Raw genomic sequence first — 17,056 nt, 5'->3', positions numbered from 1 at the left:
AACCTCTCCCCGCTCCCGGCGACCAACAACATCGATCACCCTGGCATACGGAGAAAGGTCACCGCGAGATCGTCAGAAAAACACCAGTCACCTAGATCTTGACCAGAACGTCGTTCTACGATGGCGCCCGTGGACTTCACCCTGCCCGCGAGCGCCCAGGCCGTCCAGCGCGGCGTGGGTGACATCTGCGCCCGCTACGACATGGCCTACTGGCAGCGCTGTGAGAGCGAGAAGCGCTGGCCCGAGGAGGTGTGGGCGGAGCTGGCCAAGGGCGGCTGGCTCGGCCTGGCCGTACCCGAGGAGTACGGCGGCGGCGGGCAGGGGCTGCTGGAGCTGGCGGTCGCCACCGAGACGCTGTCGGCGTCCGGCTCCGCCGGCGGCTCGGCCTTCACCTACGTGCTCACCCCGGGCTTCGGCGCCATGACCCTGACCCGGCACGGTACGGCGGAGCAGCGGCGCGCCCTGCTCCCCGGCCTGGCCACCGGCGAGATCGAGACCTGCTTCGCGCTCACCGAACCGGACGCGGGCTCCAACGCGCTGGCCATCTCCACCCAGGCCAGGCGCGACGGCGACGACTTCGTGGTCAACGGCCAGAAGATCTGGATCACCGGCGTCCAGCGCGCCACCTGGATGCTGCTGGTGACCAGGACGATCCCGGCGGCCGAGGCGAGGCCGCGCAGCAACGGCCTGACGGTGTTCCTGGTGAACGTGCCCGAGGCGGTGGCGGCCGGGCAGCTGTCCTTCCGGCCGATCCCCAAGATGGGCGCCAACACCACGCCGTCGAACATGGTCTTCCTCGACGACCTGCGCCTGCCGCCGACCGCCGTCCTCGGGCGGGTCGACCAGGGCGCGGCGGTGCTGTGGGACATCCTCAACCCGGAGCGGATCCTGCTGGCGGCCAGCGCGCTCGGCGGGGCGGAGGTGGCGCTGCGGGTGGCGGTCGCCTACGCCCGGGAGCGGGAGGTCTTCGGGCGGCCGATCGGCGCCAACCAGGCCATCGCGTTCCCGCTGGCGCAGGTGAAGGCGAAGATCGAGCTGGCCCGGCTGATGCTGTACAAGGCGGCCTGGTCGTTCGACCAGGGGCTGCCGTGCGGTACGGAGGCCAACATCGCCAAGCTGACCGCCTCGCAGGCGGCGTGGGAGGCGGCCGACGCGGCGTTCCAGACGCACGGCGGGATGGCGTACTCGCTGGAGTACCCGGTGGCCAGGCTGCTCGCCGACGCGCGGATCGGGAGGGTGGCGCCGGTGACGGAGGAGTTGCTGCTCAACTATCTGGCCACGCAGGTGCTGGGGCTGCCGCGCAGCTTCTAGAACGACGGGGGGCGCTTCTCGCGCAGGGCCCGGGTGCCTTCGGCCACGTCGGGGCCGTCGAAGCCGAGGAACTCCATCGCCAGGGAGGCGTCGAAGGTCGGTCCGGCCATCCTGAGCCAGTTGTTCAGCGAGTACTTGGTCAGCCTGATGGCCTCGGCCGAGCCGGCGGCCAGCCGTACGGCGATGTCCAGGGCGCGTTCGTGCACCTGGTCGTCGTCGACGCAGAGGCTGACCAGTCCCATCCGCTCGGCCTGCTCGCCGTTCACGGGCTCGCACAGCAGCAGGTGGTACTTGGCCTTGGCCATGCCGCACAGCAGCGGCCAGATGATGGCGGCGTGGTCGCCCGCGGCCACGCCGAGGCGGGTGTGGCCGTCGATGATGCGGGCGCTGCGCCCGGCCACGGAGATGTCGGCCAGCAGCGCCACCGCCAGCCCGGCGCCCACCGCGGGCCCCTGGATGGCCGAGACGACGGGCTTGGCGCAGTTGAGCACGTTGTAGACGAGGTCGCGGGCCTCGGTGAAGACGCGCAGCCTGGTGGCGTGGTCGCGCATCATCTCCTCGATCATGGACAGGTCGCCGCCCGCCGAGAACGCCTCCCCCTCGCCCCGGACCACGACGGCCCGCACGGCGTCGTCGGCGTCGATGTCGCGCCAGATTCCGGCCAGCTCGCGGTGGCCGTCCATGTCGACGGCGTTGAGCCTGCGCGGCTCGCTGAGCGTCACCCTGAGGACGCCCTCGGCGGCCCAGTCGATCTTCAGCTTGGTGTAGCGGTCGTAGCTCACAGGCTCGCCCGCAGCCTGGTCGCGATGTACTGGCGGGCCTCGAGGGCGTCGTCGAACAGGCCGGGCAGGCCGGCGAAGCCGTGCACCATGCCGTCGAAGCGGCGCACCACGGCGGGGACGCCCGCCTCGGCCAGGCGCCTGGCGTAGTCCTCGCCCTCGTCGCGCAGCACGTCGAAGCCCGCGGTCAGCACGGTGGCGGGCGCCAGGCCGGCGAGGCGGGGCAGGCGCAGCGGGGACAGCCGCGGGTCCGCCGGGTCGGCGCCCGCGGCGTACTGCCGGGCGAACCAGGCCATCTCCGCCGCGTCCAGGCCGAAGCCCTTGCCGTAGGCGCGGTAGCTGGGGGTGTCCATGGCCAGGTCGGTGATCGGGTAGACGAGGACCTGGTGGGCGAGCGTCAGGCCGGCGTCGCGGGCCTGCCAGGCGGCCACCGCGGCCAGATTGCCGCCAGCGCTGTCGCCGACCAGGGCGACGCGGCCGTTGCTCTGGTAGAAGGCGGGGCGGGCGAAGATGTCCCTGACGACGGTCCAGGCGTCCTCGGCGGCGGCGGGGAAGGGGTGCTCGGGCGCGAGGCGGTAGTCGACCGAGACCACCACGGCGCCGGTCCTGACGGCCAGGTCGCGGGCGAGGGCGTCGTTGCGCCTGACGCTGCCGAAGACCCAGCCGCCTCCGTGGAAGTAGACGACGACGGGCAGGGTGTGGTCGCCGGGGTCGGCGCGGTAGACGCGGGCGGGCACGCCCTCGGCCTGCACGTCGCGGACGAACGGCAGGTCCACGCGCGGCCCGCGCTGGTCGGCCAGGCCGTCGTGGGCGCGCATCTCGTCGATCACGGCCTGGTCGATGAGGGCCGGATCGGTGTTGAGGTCGGAGGGATACCGCTCCAGATAGGCCTCCGCCTGAGGGTGCAACCGCATGAGGGGACCTTATCCGGCGGCCCCGACAAGCGCCTCGATCAGGCGGTTGTCGTCGCCGCGCTCGGGGTGCCACTGGACGCCGACGCCGAACCTGTGCCCCTGCAGTTCGACGCCTTCGACGATCTGGTCATCGGCCCAGGCCACGGCCAGCAGGCCGGTGCCGAGCCGTTTGACCGACTGCCGGTGCGGGGCGGTCACCTCGATCGAGTCGCCGATCGCCTTGCCCAGCTTGCTCGACACGCTCACCTGGATCACGTGCGGCTGGCCGGGCGTGCCGTGCCGGTCGTGGGCGACCACCTCGGGCAGCCAGGGGATGAGCGTGCCGCCCTGGGCGACGTTCAGCACGTGCATGCCGCGGGCCACGGCCAGGATCGGCAGGTCGGCCCGTACGGCGGCCCTGGCCAGCGCCAGCTCGAACCGGTCGCGCAGCGGCTGCGGCTCGGGCGAGCGCTCGTCCTGCTCGCCGCCGTAGACCGTGGCGGCCACCTCGACGCCGCCGGCCAGCACGAGCCCGTCCAGGCCGCGTACGTAGTCGTCGACCGCGTGCAGGTTGAGCGGCGGCAGCACGACGGGGGCGCCGCCGGCGCGTTCGACCGCTGTGGCGTAGGAGGGCGGCGAGATGACCGCCTCCCGCACCCAGTCGCCCCAGCGGGCGGCCTCGAAGTAGGCGGTGATACCGATCAGAGGTCGTGACATGCGGTCTCCAGGGGCATGCAGGAGGTTGCGCCACCCTGTCGCGGGCGGCGGCCAACCCAACTCCAGGTGCGACCCCATCATGGCGCACACCATTTCGGTTATGTCACCCATCCTGGGTATCAGTGCCGTCACTGTCCGTCCCCCCGGGCCTCCTGGGACCCGCACCAGCGTCTGGAACCCTGCTCTACTTTTGCAGGTAAATGCAAATGTGATGATTATTCGCTTTATTCAGCCAGAAAACGTCTACGGGTATGTGCGGGGAATAACAGTCCAGTTACGGATAGTTCTGATTGGCGCGTTATCGGGGGAAACGGTTGTGACGCCCAGAGGGCGGTGTAACACTCGAATTCGAGCGGGCCGATACGCCGGGGCCTGTCCCCCGCTCGCTACCCGGAGCCGTCAGGGAGGTGGAACGACCTGGCCGGAATAACCTTCCGGTCAATAGGGTGGGGTAAGAGTTAATGCCGTTGAATCCGCGTCTGGTCAAGGAGAGTTTCGCCGTCATCGAACCGGTGGCCGGGAAGGCCGCCGCCTACTTCTACGGCCGGCTGTTCGCCGAGAGCCCGCACCTGCGGGCCATGTTCCCGCCGTCCATGGACGTCCAGCGCGACCGCCTGTTCAGCGCGCTGACCCGCGTCGTGTGGAGCCTGGACAGCCCGGACAGCCTCGCCTCCTATCTGGGCCAGCTCGGCCGCGACCACCGCAAGTACGGCGTGGTCGCCGACCACTACACCGCGGTGGGGAACGCCCTGCTGGCCACCGTCAAACGGTTCGCCGCCGACATCTGGACCGCCGAGATCGAGGCCGCCTGGGTCGCCGCCTACGCCGCCGCCGCCGGCCTCATGAAGGAGGCGGCCGAGGCCGACGCCGGGGTCTCGCCCGCGTGGTGGCCGGCCGAGGTGATCGACCACGAGCGCCGTACCGAGGACATCGCCGTGCTGACGCTGCGGCCGGCCCAGCGCCTGCCGTACCTGGCGGGGCAGTACGTCAGCGTGCAGGTCGCGCGCTGGCCGAGGGTGTGGCGGACCTTCTCCATCGCCAACGCGCCGCGCCCCGACAACACCGTCAGGCTGCACGTGCGCGGCGTGCCGGGCGGGTGGGTCTCGACCTCGCTGGTCAGGCACACCCGCATCGGCGACATGATCATGCTCGGGCCGCCCGTGGGCACGATGGTCGCCCCCGAGCACGGCGAGCGCGACCTGCTGTGCGTGGCCGGCGGCACCGGGCTCGCACCGCTGAAGGCGATCATCGAGCAGGTCGCCGCGTCGGGCCGGCGGCCCGGCATCCACCTGCTGTACGGCGCGCGCACCGCCCGGGAGCTCTACGACCTGCCCGACCTGGTGAGGCTGGAGTCCTCCTTCCCGTGGCTGCGCGTGCTGCCGGTGGTGTCGGACCAGCCGGGATTCGAGGGGATACGCGGGCATCTGCCCGAGGTGACCCAGCGCTTCCACTCATGGGCCGAGCACGACGTCTACGTGTGCGGGCCGCCCGCCATGGTCAACGAGACCATCCGCCTGCTGCGGCTGAGCGGCGTCCCGCCGGCCAGGATCCACCGGGACGTCGCCCTCGGCGAGACCTAGCCCGCACCGAACGCCCTGGCCGTCCGCTCGTCGGCCGGCCACAGGGTCTCGATGGCCAGCTCGGAGACGGTCACCTCCAGCGGGGAGCCGAACGTGGCGATCGTGCTGAACATCGACAGCACCTCTCCGCCGCGCCTGAGCCTGATCGGCAGCAGGATGTCGGCGGGTCCGGGCACGTGCGTGACGTTGAGCTCCACACCCGGGTACTCGTAGGCGGCCAGTTCGTCGTGCAACTCGGTGAGCTGCCGGTCGCCGGACGCCTCGGCCTGCCTGCGGACGCGGTGCAGCAGGTGGGCCCGCACCTCGGCCAGGTTGGCCAGGCGGCCCCCCATCGCCTCGGGGTGCAGGGTCAGGCGGAGCATGTTGAGCGGCTCCGTCAGCAGCTCGGCGGGCACCCCTTCGAGCAGGACGGCGGCCGCCTCGTTGGACGCGACCAGGTTCCAGGCGCTGTCCACGACCACGGCCGGGTACGGCTCGTGCGCGGCCAGGATCTTCTCCAGGGCGAGCCGTACCACCTCCATCTCCGGCGCGCGCACCTCGCGCTCCCGGAAGACGGGCGCGAACCCCGCCGCCACCAGCATGCCGTTGCGATGCCGCAGCGGCACCTCCAGCTCCTCGGCCAGCCGCATCACCATGTCCCTGCTCGGCCTGGCCCGTCCCGTCTCCAGGAAGCTCACGTGCCGGGCCGAGACCTCGGCCTCGATCGCCAGGTCGAGCTGACTGACCCGGCGCCGCTGCCGCCACGATCGCAACAGCTCTCCAAAAGATTCCTCATGTACGGCGGGCGCTCCCATGACGCCCACGCTAGCCACATCGGGGAATGTTCACGATTACGTGGCAGGTAAGGGGTGCTACCGCCGTCTCGCGCACGGGAATCGCCCGATAACGCTGCGCCAACCATCTCCGTTCGCTAACGTGTTCGCATATTGAACCGCCCGAGCGGCGCGCATCTCCGGACGGCCGCCGCCGTGGCGTGACACGATGGCCCAGAAGCGAAGATGGGAGCACGCTATGAGCGACACCTTGCTCGCGATCGGCACCCGCAAGGGACTCTTCCTCGCCCGCTCCAACGGCGACGGCCCGTTCGACATCGAGCCCATCCAGTTCTCCACGGTCGGGGTCCCCTCGGTCGCGATCGACACCCGCGGCCCGGCCCCGCGCCTGCTGGCCGGCATCGAGTACGGCCACTTCGGACCCTCGGTGATGTATTCCGACGACCTCGGCCGGACCTGGCAGGAGGCCGAGACGCCGCCGGTCGCCTTCCCCGAGGACACGGGGGCGACGCTGGAGCGCGTCTGGCAGCTCACGCCCTCGCCCAGCGAGCCGGGCGTGGTGTGGGCGGGCGCCGAGCCGGGCGCCCTGTTCCGCTCCGAGGACGGCGGCGTCACCTTCTCCCTGGTGCGCGGCCTGTGGGAGCACCCGCACCGGGCCCAGTGGAATCCGGGCGGCGGCGGGCTCTGCCTGCACACGATCCTCAACCACCCCACCGACCCGAAGGTGATGGGGGTGGCGATCTCCACCGGCGGCTTCTACCGCACCTCCGACGGCGGCGTCTCGTGGGAGGCGGCCAACCAGGGCATCCGGGCGCCGTTCCTGCCCGAGGGGCAGCAGTATCCGGAGTTCGGCCAGTGCGTGCACAAGGTCGGCATGCATCCGGCCAGGCCGGAGCGGCTGTTCCTGCAGCACCACTTCGGCGTCTACCGCAGCGACGACTTCGGCGGCTCCTGGCACGACATCGGCTCGTCGCTGCCGTCCGACTTCGGCTTCCCCGTCGTGGTGCACCCCTCCCGGCCCGACACCCTCTACGTCCTGCCGCTGCACGCGGACATGGACCGCACCCCGGTGGACCACCGCTACCAGGTCTTCCGCAGCGACGACGCGGGCGGCACCTGGCAGGCGCACACCCAGGGGCTGCCGGAGGGTCCGGTGCACGCCTCGGTGCTGCGCGACGCGATGACCGCCTCGCCGGCGGGCGTCTTCTTCGGCACCCGCGACGGCGAGGTCTACGGCTCACGCGACGACGGCGACACCTGGGCCCTGGTGGCCGCCCACCTGCCCGACGTGCTGACTGTGCGCGCGGCGGTGCTCTAGCCGATGGCCAAGCCCGTCACGATGGTCGTGTTCGTCCTGCCGAGCACGCTGCGCCACTGGGTGAGCGGGGAGACCGAGGTCAAGGTCTTCGCGATCGGCGCCGACCGCGACAGCCCGCCCACCCTGGGCTCGGCCCTGGACACGCTGCGCCGTACGCATCCGACGCTGGAGGAGCGGCTGCGTGACGACTACGGGCGCATCCGCCGCCACATCAACATGTTCGTGTGCGGCGAGAACGCCCAGGGCATCGGCGGCCTCGACTGCGCGCTGCCGCCGGGTGCCGAGGTCTACGTGCTGCCCGCGCTGGCCTGAGTCAGCCGAGGACGCTCTCGCGGCGGGCCGCCCACTCGAGGGAGTGCCGGATGCCGTCGGCGACCGTGTACTCGGGGGTCCAGCCGAGCGCGCTCCTGGCGCGGTCGCTGCGGGTGTAGGCGCCGATCACGTCGCCGGGCCGCGGGCCGGTCTCGACCACCGTGATCGGCCGCTCGGCCACCTGGTTGAAGGCGTCGGCCAGCTCACGCACCGTGGTGCCCGTCCCGGTGCCCAGGTTGATCACCCGGTACGGCACGTCGTCGAAGCGCCTCAGCGCCGCCACGTGCGCGGTCGCCAGGTCCCACACGTGGATGTAGTCGCGGATGCCCGAGCCGTCGCGGGTGGCCCAGCCGGCTCCGGTGAGCTGGAACGGCCTGTCCTCCTCGGCCGCCTGGATCATCTTGCCGAGCGCGTGGCTGGGTCTGCGCAACTGCAGCCCGGTGCGCATCTTGGGGTCGGCGCCGATCGGGTTGAAGTAGCGCAGCGACAGGATCCTGATCGGCTGGGTGGCGGCGATGTCGGCGAACATCTCCTCGCACATCGCCTTGGTCCGGGCGTAGGGGCTCTGCGGCTCCAGCCCGGAGTCCTCGTCCACGGTCAGGTCGTCGCCGGCGCGGTAGATCGACGCCGACGAGCTGAAGATCATCCGCTGGCAGCCGTTGCGCAGCAGGTGCGCCACGAACTCCAGGCTCTTGGCCACGTTGGCTCGGTAGTAGCCGACCGGGTCGGCCACCGAGTCCGGCACCACGATCAATGCCGCGCAGTGCACCACGGCCGCGATGTCCGGATGCTCGGCGAAGATCCGGTCGACGAGCGCGCCGTCGGCGATGTCGCCCTCGTAGAACGCCCGCCCGTCGGCGAACTCGCGCCGCCCGGTGACCAGGTTGTCGAGCACCACCGGAGTGATCCCGGCATCGAGACACGCTGACCCGACCGTGCTCCCGATGTAGCCGGCCCCGCCGGCGATCAGAACCTTCATGTGGAACCTTTCGTTCGTGCCGAAGACGAGCTCAGACCTTCCGCCAGCCCGGGATCCACGCGCCGTCCTCGACCACGTAGTCGCCGAACAGGGCGGGCGCCTCGCGGCGCATCAGCTCGCCGATGGTCTGGAAGAGCAGGCGGATCTCCTCCTCGGCGCCGACTGCCGTGCGGGCCTCGATCGTGTGCCGGAGCGTGCGCACGTTCGCCGTCCAGACCAGGCCGGTGGCCAGGCCCTCGGGGGCGAAGCGGCGCATGAACGAGGTGCGGTGCTTCTTCTCGGCGAAGACCTTGCCCTCCTCGTCGAGCCCGAAGTGCTCGGCCATCCAGCCCTGGAACTCCTCCATCTGCTCCAGCATGGCGGTGGCCCGCTTCATCAGCTCCGGATCCTGCTGCGCCCACTCCGGGAACCAGAAGGGCAGCTCGGTCAGCCGGACGAAGCGCAGCGACTCCTGGGAGATGGCGACCCCCGGCCGGTGCCGGACCAGCTCGTGCGTCAGCACCCGGCTGACGTTGTGCAGCACGAAGCTGAAGTTGAGGTGCTCCAGGACGGAGCCGTGCGCGCTGGCCAGGATGTTGCGGAGGTAGTCGCCCTGGTTCTCGCGGATCCGGACGACGTTCGGGTTCAGGCCGGGCTCGAAAGAGCGGTAGCACAGCCGGCCCGCGAACTCGGCGAGGTTCTGCGCGTCGAGGTCGCCGCGGTCCAGCCGCTCCAGCCACTTACTGGCGCCGACCTCGTCGAGATAGCGGCCCAACTCGTCGTAGTCCAGCTCCGGACGCGCGACGAGGAAGACCTCTGGTTCGACTTTACGCATGGCAGCCCCCGAGTCGGCTAGGAGAATCGACGGCCCAAGCAAACCAGGTCAGCGGACCGCGCGCGACTCGGCGGGCCCCTTTCCGGGTTAGATGCGGCGGCCGCCGTACTTCTTGTGGACGGCCTGTTTGCTGACGCCGATCGCGTGGGCGATCTGGGCCCAGGGCAGGCCGGCCACCCGGGCTCGCCGTACCTGGACCGCCTCCATGCGTTCGAGTTCCCTGCGCAGCGCGGCCGTGGCCTCCAGGGCTCGCAGCGGATCCTCGTCCGCCGCCTGCCGCACGAGGATGTCCAGGTCGTTCGTCATGGCTCAAAGGTAGTCGAGCAGCAGCGCCAGGGTCAGGTCCGGGCGTTCCACGCTCGGCAGGTGGCCGGCCCAGTCCAGCTCCACCAGCGCCGCCTCGGGCAGTTCGGCGGCCAGGTGGCGGGCGCTCTGCTGGAAGTAGGGCAGGTCGTGGGCGCCGGAGACGACGAGGGCGGGCGAGTGGACCTGGTCGAGGCGCACCTCGGGTTTGAACCGCTCGGGCTCGGGGTCGGCGGCCAGTTGCACGGTGAAGGCGTGGCGCTGCATCTCCCGCAGCTCGCGCGCGGCCCGCTCGTCCGCCTCGGGGCCGAGCCAGGTACGGACGTTCAGGTCGGCGGCCTCGTCGACCAGCCCCGCCTCGATCAGCCGGTCCTCCTCCGCGCCGAACGCCTTCAGGTCGGGCGTGGGCGGCAGGTCGGAGCCCGGGTTGAGCAGCACCAGGCGGGTGACCAGGCCGGGGTGGGCGCAGGCCAGGCGGAGCGCGATCTCGCAGCCGTAGGAGGAGGCGACCAGGCGCGCCTGCCGCAGGCCGAGCGCGGCCAGCAGGTCGGCGACGTCGCCGGCGTCGCTGTAGGGCTCATCGGCCTGGAACGGCGTGCGCCCGAACCCCCGGTAGTCGGGCGCGACCACCTGGAAGCGCTTCGCGAGCTCGCCGGTCACCGGCTCCCACATGCGCGAGTCGGCGACGCCCGAGTGGAGCAGGACGAGCGGGTCGCCCGTGCCGGTCGTCCGGTAGGAGATCGTCATCTGCTCTCCACCACCAGGCGAACGCCGAGCCCGATGAGCACGACACCTGAGACCTGTTCGAGCCTGCGCCGTACGGCGGGGCGCCCGAGCAGGGCCTTGGCCCGGTCGACGGCCCAGATGACCAGGCCGTACCAGACGGTGTCGACCAGCACCCAGGTCACCGCGAGCGCGACCAGTGTCAGCGGCACGTTCTGGCCCTGGGGGACGAACTGCGGCAGGAAGGACATGGCGAACACGGCGGCCTTGGGGTTGGCCAGGCAGGTGCCGAGCCCGGCGAGGTAGGACCTGCGCCAGCCGTCGACCGCGCGTACCTCGATCTCGGGGCTGCCCTTGCGCGCCTGCCAGAGCGCCTGCGCGCCCATCACCACCAGGATCACCGCGCCGATCACGCGCATGGCGTCGTAGGCGAGCTGGGAGGCGACCAGCAGTGCGGACAGGCCGAAGGCGGCGGCCAGCCCCCACACCAGGATGCCGCTCTCGTTGCCGAGCGTGGCGGCCAGGCCGGAGCTCCGGCCGGAGCGAAGGGTTTGACGCAGGATGACGGCGGTGCTGACTCCCGGAGCCATCGCCACCAGCACGCACGCGCCGATGAAAGCTATCAGGTACATGCGGTCAGCCTGGCCGTGCCGCCTTACCTCGGCAACCTGTTTATCTGTACATCTCGCTCAGCTCGGCGACGGTCTCCGCCATCAGGTCGCGCAGCTCGGGCGGGGCCAGGACCTCGACGCGCGAGCCCATCCGCAGCAGCAGCCAGCGGGCGTGGGTGACGGACTCGATGGGGACGGTCAGCGTGCGCCGGCCGTCCGCGCCGGGCTCCCCGGCCCTGGCGAGCGCGGCGGCGACCACGTCGCCGCCCATGGTGTAGGCGAGCAGGCCGTCGCAGTCTGGGGCGATCTTGATGACGGCCTCGGCCGTGTACATCCGCTCCAGGAAGTCCTTGGCGTAGACCTGCCAGAACGCGCTGAGGTCGAAGGCGGCGGGCCGCTGGAACGTGCCCGGCAGCGTCTCCACGGCCAGGATGCGGGAGACGCGGTAGGTGCGCGGGTCGGCGCCCTCGGGCGCGGCGACCAGATACCACGAGCCGCCCTTCAGCACCAGGCCGTAGGGATGCACGACCCGTTCGACGTCCTGGTTGCCCCATCTGCGGTAGTGCATCCGCAGCGGCCGCTGCTCCCACACCGCCTCCGACACCTCCGGCAGGTACGGCACGTCGTCGGCCTCGCGGTACCAGCTCGGCACGTCGAGGTGGAAGCGCTCGCGCATGCGGGAGGCGTACGAGCGCGGCTCGGGCGGCAGCGCGGCCATGACCTTCAGCTCGGCGTTGGCGGCCACGTCGGCCAGGCCCAGCTCGGCGGCCGGTCCCGGCAGGGCGGCCAGGAACAGGGAGGAGGCCTCGGCGGCGGTCAGCCCGTTGAGCCTGGTCCGGTAACCGTCGAGGAGCTGGTAGCCGCCCGCCGGGCCGCGGTCGGCGTAGACGGGCACGCCCGCGGAGGACAGCGCCTCCACGTCGCGGTAGACGGTCCTGACCGACACCTCCAGCTCCTCGGCCAGCTCGGTGGCCGTCATCCTGCCCCTGGACTGGAGCAGCAGCAGGAGCGACAGGAGACGGCTGGCACGCATACCGCCATGGTAGGACCGCTGGTCGGCTCAGCTCGCGAACTGCTGCCAGCCCAGGCGGGCGACCATCGCGACCACCACGCAGAGCAGGACGATCCTGACGAAGCCCGAGCCCCGGCGCAGGGCCGTCCGGGCGCCGGCCTGGGCCCCCGCGATGTTGCAGACCGCCATGCCGAGGCCCAGAGCCCACAGGATGTGGCCCTGCCAGGCGAAGACGACCAGGGCGCCGAGGTTCGTGCCGGTGTTGATGATCTTCGCGGTGGCCGAGGCGTGCACGAAGTCCAGGCCGAGCACGGTGGTGAACGCGATGATCAGGAACGTGCCGGTGCCCGGCCCCATGATCCCGTCGTAGAAGGCGATCACCACGCCCGAGACCGCGATCGCGGTGATGGTCCTGGCCCTGGTGCGCAGGTGCGGGTGCGGCAGGGCGCCGAAGGAGGGGCGCAGCGCGACGAAGGCCGCCACACCCAGCAGCACCACCATGACGGCGGGCCGCAGCACGTCGGCCGAGATCGCCGCCGCGGCCGAGGCGCCCAGCCCGGCGCACAGGACGGCGAGCGCCCCGGCGGGCAGCGCGACCTCGCGGTCGAACTTGGTGCCGCGGCCGTAGGTGACGGCGGCGGAGGCCGTGCCGAAGACGGCCGCGAGCTTGTTGGTGGCCAGCGCCTGGACCGGGGTGACGCCCGCCATCAGGAGGGCGGGGAGCTGCAGCAGGCCGCCCCCGCCGACGACCGCGTCGATCCATCCGGCACCGGCTGCGGCCACGAGCAGCACGACGACCTGTTCCACCGACACGTGCCACTCCCCCGACTGCGCCAAGAAACCGCAGAAAGGGTACAGGGCACCGTAAAGGAGCCGGTCCTGGCGCCGCCCATCTGGCTCCAGGACCGGCCGACTGCGGCGGCTGGGTCAGCCGATGTGGGCGGGGGCCCGCTTCCTGCTGGCGAAGACGTGGTCGATCAGGCCGTAGGTCCTGGCCTGCTCGGCGGTCAGGAACCGGTCGCGCTCGATGTCCTTGCGCAACCGGAGCACCTCCTGGCCGGTGTGCCTGGCCAGGATCTCCTCCTGCTGGTCGCGCATCCGCAGGATCTCCCGCGCGTGGATCTCCATGTCGCTGGACTGGCCGCGCCCGCCCTCGGTGGCCGGCTGGTGCAGCAGGATCCGCGAGTGCGGCAGCGCCCCGCGCTTGCCCGGGGCGCCCGCCGCCAGCAGCACCGCCGCCGCCGAGGCCGCCTCACCGACGCACACCGTCTGGACCTCCGGCCGGATGAACTGCATCGTGTCGTAGATCGCGGTCATCGCGGTGAACGACCCGCCCGGCGAGTTGATGTACATGTTGATGTCCTGGTCGGGGTCGATCGACTCCAGCGTGAGCAACTGGGCCATCACGTCGTTGGCCGAGGTGTCGTCGATCGGCGTGCCGATGAAGATGATCCGGTCCTCGAACAACTTGTTGTACGGCGTCATCTCCTTGACGCCGTAGGAGGTGCGCTCGGTGAACGAGGGCAGGACATACCGGCCGCTCATCAGTTCACCCCGCTCACGACGTTGGACGCGCTGCGCACCACGTGGTCGATGAATCCGTAGTCCTTGGCCTCCTCGGCGGTGAACCACCTGTCCCGGTCGGAGTCGGCCTGGACGCGCTCCAGCGGCTGCCCGGTGTGCTGGGCGATCAGCTCGGCCAGGCGGCGCTTGGTGTAGAGCAGGTTCTCCGCCTGGATCTGGATGTCGCTGGCGGTGCCGCCGATGCCGCCGAGCGGCTGGTGCATGACGATCCGCGCGTTGGGCAGGGCGAAGCGCTTGCCCGGGGTGCCGGCGCACAGCAGCATCTGCCCCATGGAGGCGGCGAAGCCCATCGCGACCGTCGCCACGTCGCACGGCACGAACTGCATCATGTCGTACAGCGCCATGCCGGCGAAGACCGAGCCGCCCGGCGAATTGATGTAGAGAGTAATGTCGCGGTGCGGATCGTCGGCCGCCAGCAGGAGCAGCTCGGCGCATATCCGATTGCAAATCTCGTCGTCGACCTCCTGGCCGAGAACGACGATCCGCTCCTTCAACAGGCGCTGGCCGATGGGGTCGGGCCACTGCGCGCGCGGGGTCTCCGCCATGAGATTCCTTTCTGCAGGACTATTTCCCCGACATTAGTCCCGGCCTTCTCCTAATTCTCATCCTTTCGCTGTGCGCGCATTTCTCTAAAAGCGCATTACTCCGAGAGCGAATTAATGTCGACGTATGATCGGGGATGTGAGAAGGAGCTTTCCGGACGGCATGGTGGTCATGAGGCGCTGGGCGGGGCTGGTCCTGGGCGGCGCGCTGCTGATGCCGTACATGATGGTCGGGGTCCTGGTGTGGGGTGCTCTCGGCGGGCGGGAGGTCAACCTGATGCTGCCCGTGCAGGTCGGGGTGTTCGTCGCCGTGCTGCCCGCGGTGGCGCTGACGGGGCTGTTCCTGCCGATCAGGGCGTTCGAGGTGAGCGCGGCGCAGGGGCTGCTCGGCGCGCGGATCGACCCGCTGCCCGGCGGCGGGCGGCGCACCTGGCACGAGCGCCGCCGCACCGCGCTCTGGTTCGCCCTCCACCTGGGCGTCGGCGGCCTGATCAGCGGCGTCACGCTGGCGGTGATCCCGTTCACGCTGTGGACGTTCACGCTGCCGTTCGCCGGGGATGTGGCCGGCTTGTCGGGTCTCGGGATCGAGCCCGGCTGGGGGGCGGCGGCCTGGCCCGTGGCCGGTCTGGCCTTCCTCGTCCTGCTGACCGCCCTGGTCGCCGGGGCCGGCGCGCTGCTGGCGCGGCTCGCCCCCGCCCTGCTCGGGCCCTCGGCGGGCGACCGGCTGGCCGTCGCCGAGGAGCAGGCGCGTGTGCTGGCCGAACGCAACCGGCTGGCCCGCGAGCTGCACGACTCCGTCGGTCACGCGCTGAGCGTGGTCACCCTCCAGGCCGCCGCCGCGGGCCGCGTCCTGGACCGTGACCCCGGGACGGCCAGGGCCGCGCTGGCGGCCATCGAGGAGTCGGCCCGCGCCGCCCTGGAGGACCTCGACCAGGTCCTCGGCGTGCTGCGCGCGGACGAGCGGGCGGGCGGCGGCGCCGATGGGCGCGCGCCGCAGGCGACGCTCGCCGACCTCGACGCGCTGGTGCGCACCTCGGGCGCGCAGGTGCGGCGCGAGGTGGGTGATCTGTCGGCGGTGCCCGCCGTGGTGTCGCGCGAGGCCTACCGCATCGTCCAGGAGGCGCTCACCAACGCGATCAAACACGGCGAGGGTCCCGTGCGGCTGGCGGCGGCCGTACGGGACGGCCTGCTGGAGATCGACGTCTGCAACAGGACCACCGCGCACGAGCCGCGGCCGGGCGGGCGCGGCGTGGCCGGGATGCGGGAGCGGGTGCGGCTGCTGCGCGGCTCCCTGGAGGCCGGCGCCGCCGAGGGCGAGTGGCGGCTCTCGGTACGGCTGCCGCTACGGTCGGGGACGTGATGCTGAAGGTTGTGATCGCCGACGACGAGGACCTGATCCGGGCCGGCCTGCGGATCATCATCGACGCCGAGCCGGACCTGAGCGTGGTCGGCGAGGCCGCCGACGGCGCCGAGGTCGTGCCGGTGGTGCGCCGGGAGCTGCCCGACGTGGTGCTGATGGACGTGCGGATGCCCGCCCTCGACGGCATCCAGGCCACCCGGCGCCTGCTGGAGCTGCCGCAGCCGCCGAAGGTGCTGGTGGTGACCACCTTCGAGAACGACGACCACGTCTACGACGCCCTGCTGGCCGGCGCGAGCGGCTTCCTCCTCAAACGCACCCGGCCGGACGACCTGGTCAAGGCGGTACGGCTGATCGCGGCCGGCGACTCGCTGCTGTTCCCCGCGGCCATCCGCACGCTCGCCGCCCGCCGCCGCCCCGCCGCCCGGGTGCCGGGCATCGACCGGCTGACCGGCCGGGAGGGCGACGTGCTGCGGCTGATGACCAGGGGCCTGTCCAACGGGGAGATCGCCGCCGAGCTGGTGGTCAGCCCGGAGACGGTGAAGACGCACGTGGGCAACGTGCTGGCCAAGCTGAGCGCCAGGGACCGCACGCAGGCGGTCATCGCGGCCTACGAGTCCGGCTTCGTCTCCCCGGGCTGATCGGCGCTTGTTCAGAGGGCGTCCTTCTCGCCGTCGCCCTCGCCGGGCGTCGGCCCGGGCGTGCGCTCGCCGCTCCTGTCCGGCGACGGGCTGGGCGAGGTGGGATCCTGGGGCTCGGGCGTGGCGGGCACGGGCGGGGCGCTGGGCACGAACACGGTCGGCGGCAGCGGCCTGGGCATCGGCGGCGGGTCGCCCTCGCCGAGCAGGAGCAGCAGGGAGATCACCCCGCCGAGCAGCACCAGGACGCCGAGCACCGCCGCGGCGGTCAGCACCCTGGCCCTGGTCTCGGTCCGCGGCGGCCGGGGCTTCGGCGGGGCGGGCAGCGCGGGCGCCCGGTCGGTCAGCCAGTAAGGGACGAAGTCCGGCCCGTGCGCGTCCCCGATCAGCGTGCCGCTCACCAGGACGGGGTCGAGGAACCGCTCGGCACCCGGCTGCCCGGGCGCGTACGGCACGGCCACCCACGGCGCGGGCCCCCCGTCCATCGCCAGCACGGTCGGCGCGCCGTCGGCCGGCAGGGCCCGTCCCCTGGCCCTGGCCACCCACCCGCGCACCCCCGAGCGCTCGCCGGCGGCCTCCCGGATGGCGGTGACGAAGCGGTCGCGAGCCGCGGCGTCGAAGGCGGCGCCCCGGGTCAGCAGGGCGAGGGACACGGCCTGCCCGTCGGGGCCCTGGCCGAGGTAGACCAGGCCGGCGGGAGCGGCGTGCAGGCGGGCCTGGACGGCGAAGGGCCCGAGCCGGGGCGGGTCGCCGTACTGCAGAGGGCTGGCCGTGTGTGTCATCAAACCACTCCTACCCGGCGCGCCCTCG

At 71.9% G+C, this 17,056-nt stretch carries 20 protein-coding genes; 6 read left to right on the top strand and 14 right to left on the bottom strand.

What is annotated here, in order from left to right:
- The first annotated feature begins 129 nt into the window (after positions 1-129).
- Entirely contained in the window at positions 130-1,311 is a 1,182-nt protein-coding gene (locus ABZ911_RS21570) for an acyl-CoA dehydrogenase family protein (RefSeq protein WP_358058325.1), read from the top strand.
- Here the strand turns inward: ABZ911_RS21570 and ABZ911_RS21565 are convergent.
- The 3 genes from ABZ911_RS21565 to ABZ911_RS21555 are packed head-to-tail and all read right to left on the bottom strand — an operon-like array spanning position 1,308 to position 3,700.
- On the bottom strand, positions 1,308-2,093 hold the full coding sequence (locus ABZ911_RS21565) for an enoyl-CoA hydratase/isomerase family protein (RefSeq protein WP_358058322.1): 786 nt from the start codon (positions 2,091-2,093) through the stop codon (positions 1,308-1,310). The two genes, ABZ911_RS21570 and ABZ911_RS21565, sit on opposite strands and share 4 nt — an antisense overlap.
- Positions 2,090-3,004 carry an alpha/beta hydrolase gene (locus ABZ911_RS21560; protein WP_358058319.1) on the bottom strand — a complete coding sequence of 305 codons (915 nt, stop codon included), beginning with the start codon at positions 3,002-3,004 and terminating at the stop codon, positions 2,090-2,092. Before ABZ911_RS21560 ends, ABZ911_RS21565 begins: the two co-directional genes overlap by 4 nt.
- Positions 3,005-3,013: 9 nt before the next feature.
- Positions 3,014-3,700, bottom strand: coding sequence for a gamma-glutamyl-gamma-aminobutyrate hydrolase family protein (locus ABZ911_RS21555; RefSeq protein ID WP_358058316.1), 687 nt, complete (start codon positions 3,698-3,700; stop codon positions 3,014-3,016).
- Between the two features lie 461 nt (positions 3,701-4,161).
- Between ABZ911_RS21555 and ABZ911_RS21550 the strand changes: the two genes are divergently transcribed.
- On the top strand, positions 4,162-5,280 hold the full coding sequence (locus tag ABZ911_RS21550) for a globin domain-containing protein (RefSeq protein ID WP_358058313.1): 1,119 nt from the start codon (positions 4,162-4,164) through the stop codon (positions 5,278-5,280).
- Here the strand turns inward: ABZ911_RS21550 and ABZ911_RS21545 are convergent.
- On the bottom strand, positions 5,277-6,032 hold the full coding sequence (locus tag ABZ911_RS21545) for a helix-turn-helix transcriptional regulator (RefSeq protein ID WP_358058310.1): 756 nt from the start codon (positions 6,030-6,032) through the stop codon (positions 5,277-5,279). The two genes, ABZ911_RS21550 and ABZ911_RS21545, sit on opposite strands and share 4 nt — an antisense overlap.
- 259 nt (positions 6,033-6,291) lie before the next feature.
- On the opposite strand from ABZ911_RS21545, the gene ABZ911_RS21540 reads away from it, so the two are divergent.
- Together ABZ911_RS21540 and ABZ911_RS21535 are read left to right on the top strand one after the other, a co-directional pair.
- On the top strand, positions 6,292-7,371 hold the full coding sequence (locus ABZ911_RS21540; protein ID WP_358058307.1) for an exo-alpha-sialidase: 1,080 nt from the start codon (positions 6,292-6,294) through the stop codon (positions 7,369-7,371).
- Positions 7,372-7,374: 3 nt separating this feature from the next.
- Complete coding sequence (locus tag ABZ911_RS21535) at positions 7,375-7,683, top strand: hypothetical protein (RefSeq protein WP_358058304.1); 309 nt, start codon at positions 7,375-7,377, stop codon at positions 7,681-7,683.
- Position 7,684: 1 nt separating this feature from the next.
- Here the strand turns inward: ABZ911_RS21535 and galE are convergent, their stop codons facing one another.
- The 9 genes from galE to ABZ911_RS21490 all read right to left on the bottom strand — a co-directional run bounded on the left by galE (position 7,685) and on the right by ABZ911_RS21490 (position 14,254).
- Positions 7,685-8,662, bottom strand: a complete 978-nt coding sequence (galE, locus tag ABZ911_RS21530) for a UDP-glucose 4-epimerase GalE (protein ID WP_358058301.1) — start codon at positions 8,660-8,662, stop codon at positions 7,685-7,687.
- Between the two features lie 31 nt (positions 8,663-8,693).
- On the bottom strand, positions 8,694-9,476 hold the full coding sequence (gene thyX, locus ABZ911_RS21525) for an FAD-dependent thymidylate synthase (RefSeq protein WP_358058298.1): 783 nt from the start codon (positions 9,474-9,476) through the stop codon (positions 8,694-8,696).
- Positions 9,477-9,563: 87 nt separating this feature from the next.
- Positions 9,564-9,782: a hypothetical protein gene (locus ABZ911_RS21520; RefSeq protein WP_358058295.1), complete on the bottom strand. Its 219-nt coding sequence runs from the start codon at positions 9,780-9,782 to the stop codon at positions 9,564-9,566.
- A gap of 3 nt (positions 9,783-9,785) precedes the next feature.
- Positions 9,786-10,526 carry an alpha/beta hydrolase gene (locus ABZ911_RS21515; RefSeq protein WP_358058292.1) on the bottom strand — a complete coding sequence of 247 codons (741 nt, stop codon included), beginning with the start codon at positions 10,524-10,526 and terminating at the stop codon, positions 9,786-9,788.
- Complete coding sequence (locus tag ABZ911_RS21510) at positions 10,523-11,134, bottom strand: LysE family translocator (RefSeq protein WP_358058289.1); 612 nt, start codon at positions 11,132-11,134, stop codon at positions 10,523-10,525. The genes ABZ911_RS21515 and ABZ911_RS21510 overlap by 4 nt, the downstream gene beginning before the upstream one ends.
- Before the next feature lie 40 nt (positions 11,135-11,174).
- Positions 11,175-12,146, bottom strand: coding sequence for a WYL domain-containing protein (locus tag ABZ911_RS21505; protein ID WP_358058286.1), 972 nt, complete (start codon positions 12,144-12,146; stop codon positions 11,175-11,177).
- Between the two features lie 27 nt (positions 12,147-12,173).
- The gene (locus ABZ911_RS21500) at positions 12,174-12,938 is read right to left on the bottom strand and encodes a TSUP family transporter (RefSeq protein WP_358058283.1); all 765 of its coding nucleotides are present in this window, start codon (positions 12,936-12,938) and stop codon (positions 12,174-12,176) included.
- Between the two features lie 114 nt (positions 12,939-13,052).
- Positions 13,053-13,670 (bottom strand): ATP-dependent Clp protease proteolytic subunit, encoded by a 618-nt coding sequence (locus ABZ911_RS21495; protein ID WP_358058280.1) that lies wholly within the window; start codon positions 13,668-13,670, stop codon positions 13,053-13,055.
- The gene (locus tag ABZ911_RS21490) at positions 13,670-14,254 is read right to left on the bottom strand and encodes an ATP-dependent Clp protease proteolytic subunit (protein WP_358058277.1); all 585 of its coding nucleotides are present in this window, start codon (positions 14,252-14,254) and stop codon (positions 13,670-13,672) included. Before ABZ911_RS21490 ends, ABZ911_RS21495 begins: the two co-directional genes overlap by 1 nt.
- A gap of 136 nt (positions 14,255-14,390) precedes the next feature.
- Here ABZ911_RS21490 and ABZ911_RS21485 point away from each other — a divergent pair, with 136 nt between their 5' ends.
- Complete coding sequence (locus tag ABZ911_RS21485; protein WP_358058274.1) at positions 14,391-15,611, top strand: histidine kinase; 1,221 nt, start codon at positions 14,391-14,393, stop codon at positions 15,609-15,611.
- Complete coding sequence (locus tag ABZ911_RS21480) at positions 15,611-16,249, top strand: response regulator transcription factor (RefSeq protein WP_358058357.1); 639 nt, start codon at positions 15,611-15,613, stop codon at positions 16,247-16,249. The genes ABZ911_RS21485 and ABZ911_RS21480 overlap by 1 nt, the downstream gene beginning before the upstream one ends.
- Before the next feature lie 11 nt (positions 16,250-16,260).
- On the opposite strand, the gene ABZ911_RS21475 is transcribed toward ABZ911_RS21480, so the two are convergent.
- Positions 16,261-17,028 carry a hypothetical protein gene (locus tag ABZ911_RS21475; RefSeq protein ID WP_358058271.1) on the bottom strand — a complete coding sequence of 256 codons (768 nt, stop codon included), beginning with the start codon at positions 17,026-17,028 and terminating at the stop codon, positions 16,261-16,263.
- Positions 17,029-17,056 lie beyond the last annotated feature (28 nt).

It is taken from the genome of Nonomuraea sp. NPDC046570, assembly GCF_040645915.1.
Lineage (GTDB): Bacteria > Actinomycetota > Actinomycetes > Streptosporangiales > Streptosporangiaceae > Nonomuraea.
Note: the sequence above shows the minus strand (reverse complement) of the source record. Positions and strands in the feature narration are given on the sequence as shown.